This window comes from Streptomyces silvae, from assembly GCF_016745505.1.
Taxonomy (GTDB): Bacteria; Actinomycetota; Actinomycetes; order Streptomycetales; family Streptomycetaceae; genus Streptomyces; species Streptomyces silvae.
This window is the reverse complement of sequence record NZ_JAERUC010000008.1, coordinates 1-5,188: the sequence shown is the minus strand read 5'-3', so window position 1 is coordinate 5,188 and position 5,188 is coordinate 1. Positions and strand designations below refer to the sequence as shown.

At 67.8% G+C, this 5,188-nt stretch carries 5 protein-coding genes; 2 read left to right on the top strand and 3 right to left on the bottom strand.

Features of this window, described 5'->3' with window-relative positions; translation table 11 throughout:
- Together JKV81_RS01235 and JKV81_RS01230 are read left to right on the top strand one after the other, a co-directional pair.
- The coding region (locus JKV81_RS01235; protein WP_202074754.1) for an MFS transporter at positions 1-1,175 on the top strand (1,175 nt) is incomplete at its 5' end.
- Positions 1,176-1,572: 397 nt separating this feature from the next.
- Positions 1,573-2,613 (top strand): C40 family peptidase, encoded by a 1,041-nt coding sequence (locus tag JKV81_RS01230; RefSeq protein ID WP_107411318.1) that lies wholly within the window; start codon positions 1,573-1,575, stop codon positions 2,611-2,613.
- 81 nt (positions 2,614-2,694) lie between these two features.
- Here the strand turns inward: JKV81_RS01230 and JKV81_RS01225 are convergent, their stop codons facing one another.
- The 3 genes from JKV81_RS01225 to JKV81_RS01215 form a co-directional block, all read right to left on the bottom strand.
- Entirely contained in the window at positions 2,695-3,606 is a 912-nt protein-coding gene (locus JKV81_RS01225; protein ID WP_202074753.1) for a M56 family metallopeptidase, read from the bottom strand.
- Positions 3,603-3,974 carry a BlaI/MecI/CopY family transcriptional regulator gene (locus JKV81_RS01220; RefSeq protein ID WP_055643687.1) on the bottom strand — a complete coding sequence of 124 codons (372 nt, stop codon included), beginning with the start codon at positions 3,972-3,974 and terminating at the stop codon, positions 3,603-3,605. Before JKV81_RS01220 ends, JKV81_RS01225 begins: the two co-directional genes overlap by 4 nt.
- Positions 3,975-4,226: 252 nt before the next feature.
- Positions 4,227-5,021, bottom strand: a complete 795-nt coding sequence (locus JKV81_RS01215) for an alpha/beta fold hydrolase (RefSeq protein ID WP_107411320.1) — start codon at positions 5,019-5,021, stop codon at positions 4,227-4,229.
- Between the last annotated feature and the right edge of the window lie 167 nt (positions 5,022-5,188).

Here is a 5,188-nt window from a genome sequence, read left to right as displayed (position 1 = left end):
CCCGCGCCGTACTCCCAGCCCTGTGCGCCACACAGATCACCAGCTGGGGCATCGTCTTCTACGCCTTCCCCGTCCTCAACCCCCAGATCACCGCAGACACCGGCTGGTCGGCCGGGGCGACCACGGCAGCGTTCTCCCTCGCCCTGCTCATCTCCGCCTTCGCCGGAATACGCGTGGGCCGGATCATCGACCACCGCGGCCCCCGTACCGTCATGACAGCCGGCTCCGTGGTCGGCGTACTCGGCATCCTCGTCATCGCCGCCGCCCCGAACCTGCCGGTCTTCTTCGCCGGTTGGGTACTGGCGGGCTTCGCCATGGCGGCCACCTTCTACCAGCCCGCCTTCGCCGCCATCACCCGCTGGTGGGCCCCCGACCACGTCCGCGCACTGACCATCGTGACCCTTGCCGGCGGACTGGCCTCCACCCTCTTCGCACCCCTCACCGCAGCACTGGCCGAACACCTTTCCTGGCGCGCGACCTATGCCGTGCTCGCCGTCGTCCTCGCCGCCGTCACCATCCCCGCCCACGCCCTGGCACTCAGAGCCCCATGGCCCCCCGCGCCGTCCCCCTCGGTGGCGCATGCCGGAGCATCCGCGGAAGAAGCGGCCCGCAGCCGCCCGTTCCGCGTGCTCGCGGTGGCACTCACGCTCTCCGCCTTCGCCGTGTCCGCCGTGGTCGTCGCCCTCGTCCCCCTGCTCCTGGAACGCGGCTACTCGACCAGTGAGGCGGCATGGGCTCTGGGACTGGGCGGCGCAGGACAGACCCTCGGACGCACCCTGTACGCAACCCTCGCCCGCCGCACCGCAGTCACCGCCCGCACCACCACACTGATCGCCCTCGGCGGCCTCACCACCGCCGCACTCGCGATCACCCCCGGCCCGTACGCCCTCCTGATCGCTCTTTCGATCATCGTCGGAATGGTCCGCGGCAACCTCACCCTGCTCCAAGCCACCGCGATCACCGACCGATGGGGCACCACCCATTACGGCCGTCTGTCGGGACTCCTGGCGGCACCGACCACCACCGCCTCCGCCCTCGCCCCCTTCGCAGGAGCTGCACTGGCGATACGGCTGGGCGGCTACCCCCAATTGTTCGGAGCGTTGGCAGCTGTTTCCGTAATCGCCTCCGTGGCCGCACTTCGCGCCGCTCCGCGTAGCACTGTCCCTGGTCGGTAGGGGCGCGCTGACGGAACCAGGAAAGCTGGCCTCGCCCGCTTCCGAGGCCGGTACATCCGTAGCACCAGCCCGCTGGCCGGCGCTGGCATAACTGCTGTGCCCCGTCCGGTGGGCGGTGCACAGAGACCTCTTCTCAGCCTGCCGACAGGACCATGCCGACGGGTCAACCCACACCGACGAGCCTCTACATGCACTGCAAGCGGGGCTGAGCTTACGGCGACGACATTGAAACTAAGCTACTTAACAGATTAGTGTGATGCCTCGAACCTCTGCACGGTCGGCCGCTCAGCCGGGGCGGCAGCGGGGGGTGCCGCCACATCCGCCACCTTCAGGCGGGTCAGGCGGGGGCGTCGTCCCTCGCTGGACAGGCGGGTTGAGCAAGAAGGAGTTCGCCTCAGTGGCGTCCCACCGTCGTCCTAAGCAGCAAACCCGGAGCTTCGCGACCGCGCTCTCCGTGACAGCAGCGGCGGCCGTCGCCCTGTCGACACAGTCGGCTTCGGCCGACCCCCTTCCCGACCCGAACAAGAAGGGCGTCAAAGCTCAGGTCGACCGCCTGTACGAGGAAGCCACGCAGGCTACCGAAAAGTACAACGGCGCGAAGGAGAAGTCCGACGGGCTCCAGAAGCAGGTCACCAATCTGCAGGAGGCGACCGCGCGCAAGCAGGCTGAACTCAATGAGCTGCGCGGCAGCCTGGGAGCGGCAGCGGCGGCACAGTACCGGTCCGGTGGACTGGACCCGTCGGTACAGCTCTTCCTCTCAGCGGATCCTGACGCCTACTTGGAGCAGGCGTCAGGTCTCGACCGCATAAGTTCCAGGCAAGCCACCGCCCTGGAGCAGTACCTGAAGCAGCAGCGTGCGCTCCAGCAGCAGCGCAGCCAGGCATCGCAGAAGTTGAAGGATCTCGACGACACACGCAAGGAACTGGGGACCAAGAAGAAGGAGATCCAGGCCAAGCTGACCGAGGCGCAAAGGCTGCTGAACACGCTGACCGCCAAGGAGCGCGCGAAGATCACCGATGAAGAGGACCGCGCCAACCGCTCCAGCGACCGCGTCGACCTCGGCAATGAAGCCAGCGCGTCCCAGCGCACCGCCTCGGCATTCAGCGCGGCCAAGAGCCGCGTCGGCATGCCCTACGTCTGGGGAGCGACCGGCCCGAACTCCTTCGACTGCTCCGGACTGACCTCCTGGGCGTTCCGCCAGGCCGGGGTCTCCCTGCCTCGCACCTCCCAAGCGCAGGCCAACGCCGGAACCCGCATCAACTCCCTGAGCGCCCTCAAGCCCGGCGACCTCATCATCATGCGCAGCGACCTGAGCCATGTCGGCTTCTACGCCGGCAACGGACAGATACTTCACTCCCCCAAGCCCGGCGCTCAAGTACGGTACGAGTCCATCGCCCGCAGCGGGATGCCCTTCATGTGGGGCGTACGGATCAGCTGACGCACCACAAGCGAACTGGCGAGATCCGAAGACCGCTTCAGTGAAAGCGCCCCGGCGCCCCGTGAGATCGTGCGGGCGACGTCAGGCGAGGTTCGGCGGGCACGCCAGGAGCAGGGGAAGCAGCGGGGCAACAGCGGCAGCGACAGCCGCAGCGCCGATGACGACGGGGTGAGGATCACCGTCCGGTCCCAGAACGCGGCGCAAGCGGATGAGCACGGTGTGGCCGCCCACCGCGAAGGCGCCCCGCGGGGCGCCCACCGCCGCCATCTCGTACATCGCGGTGGCGAAGACGGCATGCGAGTGCGTACGCACCGCGCGGTCGTCGGCGATCATCTCCAGCAGGAGTGCGGTCTGTTCCCTGGCGTGCCGTGCCAGTGGCACCCACCGGAACACTGAAACGAATGCCTCCGCTGTCGCCAGCACCAGATGGTGGCGGCCTGCTACGTGGGCCCGCTCGTGTTCCAGGACAGCGTCGAGCTGCCGAGCCGAGAGCAGCCGCACAGCCGAATCGCTGACGACGATTCGAGGAGCGTGCCCGGGCAGGCAGTAGGCCGCCGGGGCGCCGTACGGAAGCACCGTCGCGTGCAGGCGGTCCGAGCGGTAGCCCACGATGTCCAGGGTTCTCCGGTGCCGGTTACGCGCCCTGCGCGCTCGCACCACATGCCATACGAAGCTGCCGAACAGCGACAGCAGAACGACTCCCGGGAGAGCGGTTGCCAGTTGTTCCGCGGTGCCAGGGTCCGGCCTGCCGACGCCATCATGCAGTCCGCACGCGTGCAGCACACCAACGAAGCCAGCGTGAAGATGTTCCGTGGGAGTGGCGAGGTGGTACGCCGTAAGCGCGGCCGAGAGGGAGAACGACAGCGCCAGGGCCTGCCACACGAGCACCGCCAGGACAGGTGCTCGGTGCGGCCATTTGCTGCGCAGCATCAGTGGGGGCGCAGCGAAACCGACCATGGCCATGTAGCCGATCAGGGCCGGTGCCGCGTTCATTCCTCGGCCTGCATACCGACAGTCCGCAGCGCTTCACGCAGCGCGGCCACCTCTTCCTCCGACATGTTTTCGACGAAGTGAAGAAGAGTGGCGGGGCGGTCGGTGCTGGCGCCCAGGCCGTCCTCCATGAGCGCCGCCGCGTATGCCTCACGGCTGCGGACCGGCGTGTAGAGCCAGGCCCGCCCCTGCTTCTTGTCGCGCAGCAGCCAGCCCTTGCTGTGGAGGATGTTGGTCACCGTCATCACGGTGCTGTAGGCAACAGGCCGCTGAGTGTTGATGTCGTCAACGATCTCGCGGACGGTCGCCGGACGGTCCCACGCCCAGAGACGGTCCATGATCTCCGCCTCCAGATCCCCCAGCCGTCGCATGACCCCGTTCCTTCCTCAGCGTATTTGCGAACTCATAGTAGGTGCCGACGGGACGGCCTGCCGCTGCGCCTGCGGTCCGAGCCGGGCCGCACCCGCTTCCCTAAGAACAGCTCGGACCGCAGAGATCGAACTCACGGACTGTGCAGGCCCAGGTGCACCAGGACATGGAGTACAGCAGTCCGGCCTCGTGATCGTTCTTGCCGAAGTCCGTCGCAGTGCTTGTCTCCGAGGCCAGACACGCTGTGTGCACGGTCAGCGATGTGTGATCAGAAAGTCCCGGATGGCTGGTGCCAGAGCTTCGGCCAGGTCCACCGCCGTTTCCAGGCTGGCTGACAGGGATACGTCGGCGAGATGACCGTGCGGCAGGATGCGAGCTGCCTCGCTGGCCAGGGCTGCGGGGTGGCGTGCGTCGGCACCCGCAATGACCAATGTGGGCACGGTGATCGAAGCCAGTTCGGTGACTTGGGTGAAGGCCCGGTCTCGGCCGATGGCACAGGCGGCGGCGATGCTCGCCGGGTGCGAACGCGGAATGGCATCACGTACGAGGGCCCCGATGACGGGAGCCAGCATGGGCAGAATGGGCTCCCATGCCGCGTCGATGCCGCGCTGGTTCACGCGTACGGCGAACGCATCGAGCATCGCCGACTCCGCTTCCTTTGCAGCGTCGTCCTCGATGTCTTCCATGCTGATGACCACGGCGGCACGGATGCTGTCCGGGCAGGCGGCTGCGGCCCGCAATGTGACGGTGCCGCCCAGCCCTGTACCTCCCACTACCGCCCGGTGCCATCCGAGATGGCCCAGCAGGGCCTCGACATCGTCGGTGTACTGGGCCCAGTGGTGACGGTCAGGGTCAGTGCACACCGAGCGGCCGTAGCCGCGCACGTCGGGCAGGACGACGCTGAAATCGTCGGCGAGCAAACGTGCAAGCGGCAGCAGGCTGTAACGGTCGGGGCCGCCGCCGTGCAGCAGGACAATTCCCGGTCCTTGCCCGAGCGCCGTGGCATGCAGTTGGCAACCGTCGCTGCCGTGATAGACGAAGTCGCGCATCTCTCTCCCTCGAACAGCGCACCGGCCGGCTGAAGCAGGCCAGGGTCCTCCCAGACGACCCCGCCCCAGCAAGAGCACGGCCAGCACCGTACAAATACTGGCCGGGTATTCAGCATCCAGGACCGTCGCTCGGCGCTAGTGACATCGCGTCGGCGGGGCCGGGCCGG

What these genes read in the sequence shown, in the direction of transcription:
- JKV81_RS01215 (WP_107411320.1), bottom strand. Translation starts at nt 5,021, where the DNA reads ATGCGCGACTTCGTCTATCACGGCAGCGACGGTTGCCAACTGCATGCC.
- JKV81_RS01220 (WP_055643687.1), bottom strand. Translation starts at nt 3,974, where the DNA reads ATGCGACGGCTGGGGGATCTGGAGGCGGAGATCATGGACCGTCTCTGG.
- JKV81_RS01225 (WP_202074753.1), bottom strand. Translation starts at nt 3,606, where the DNA reads ATGAACGCGGCACCGGCCCTGATCGGCTACATGGCCATGGTCGGTTTC.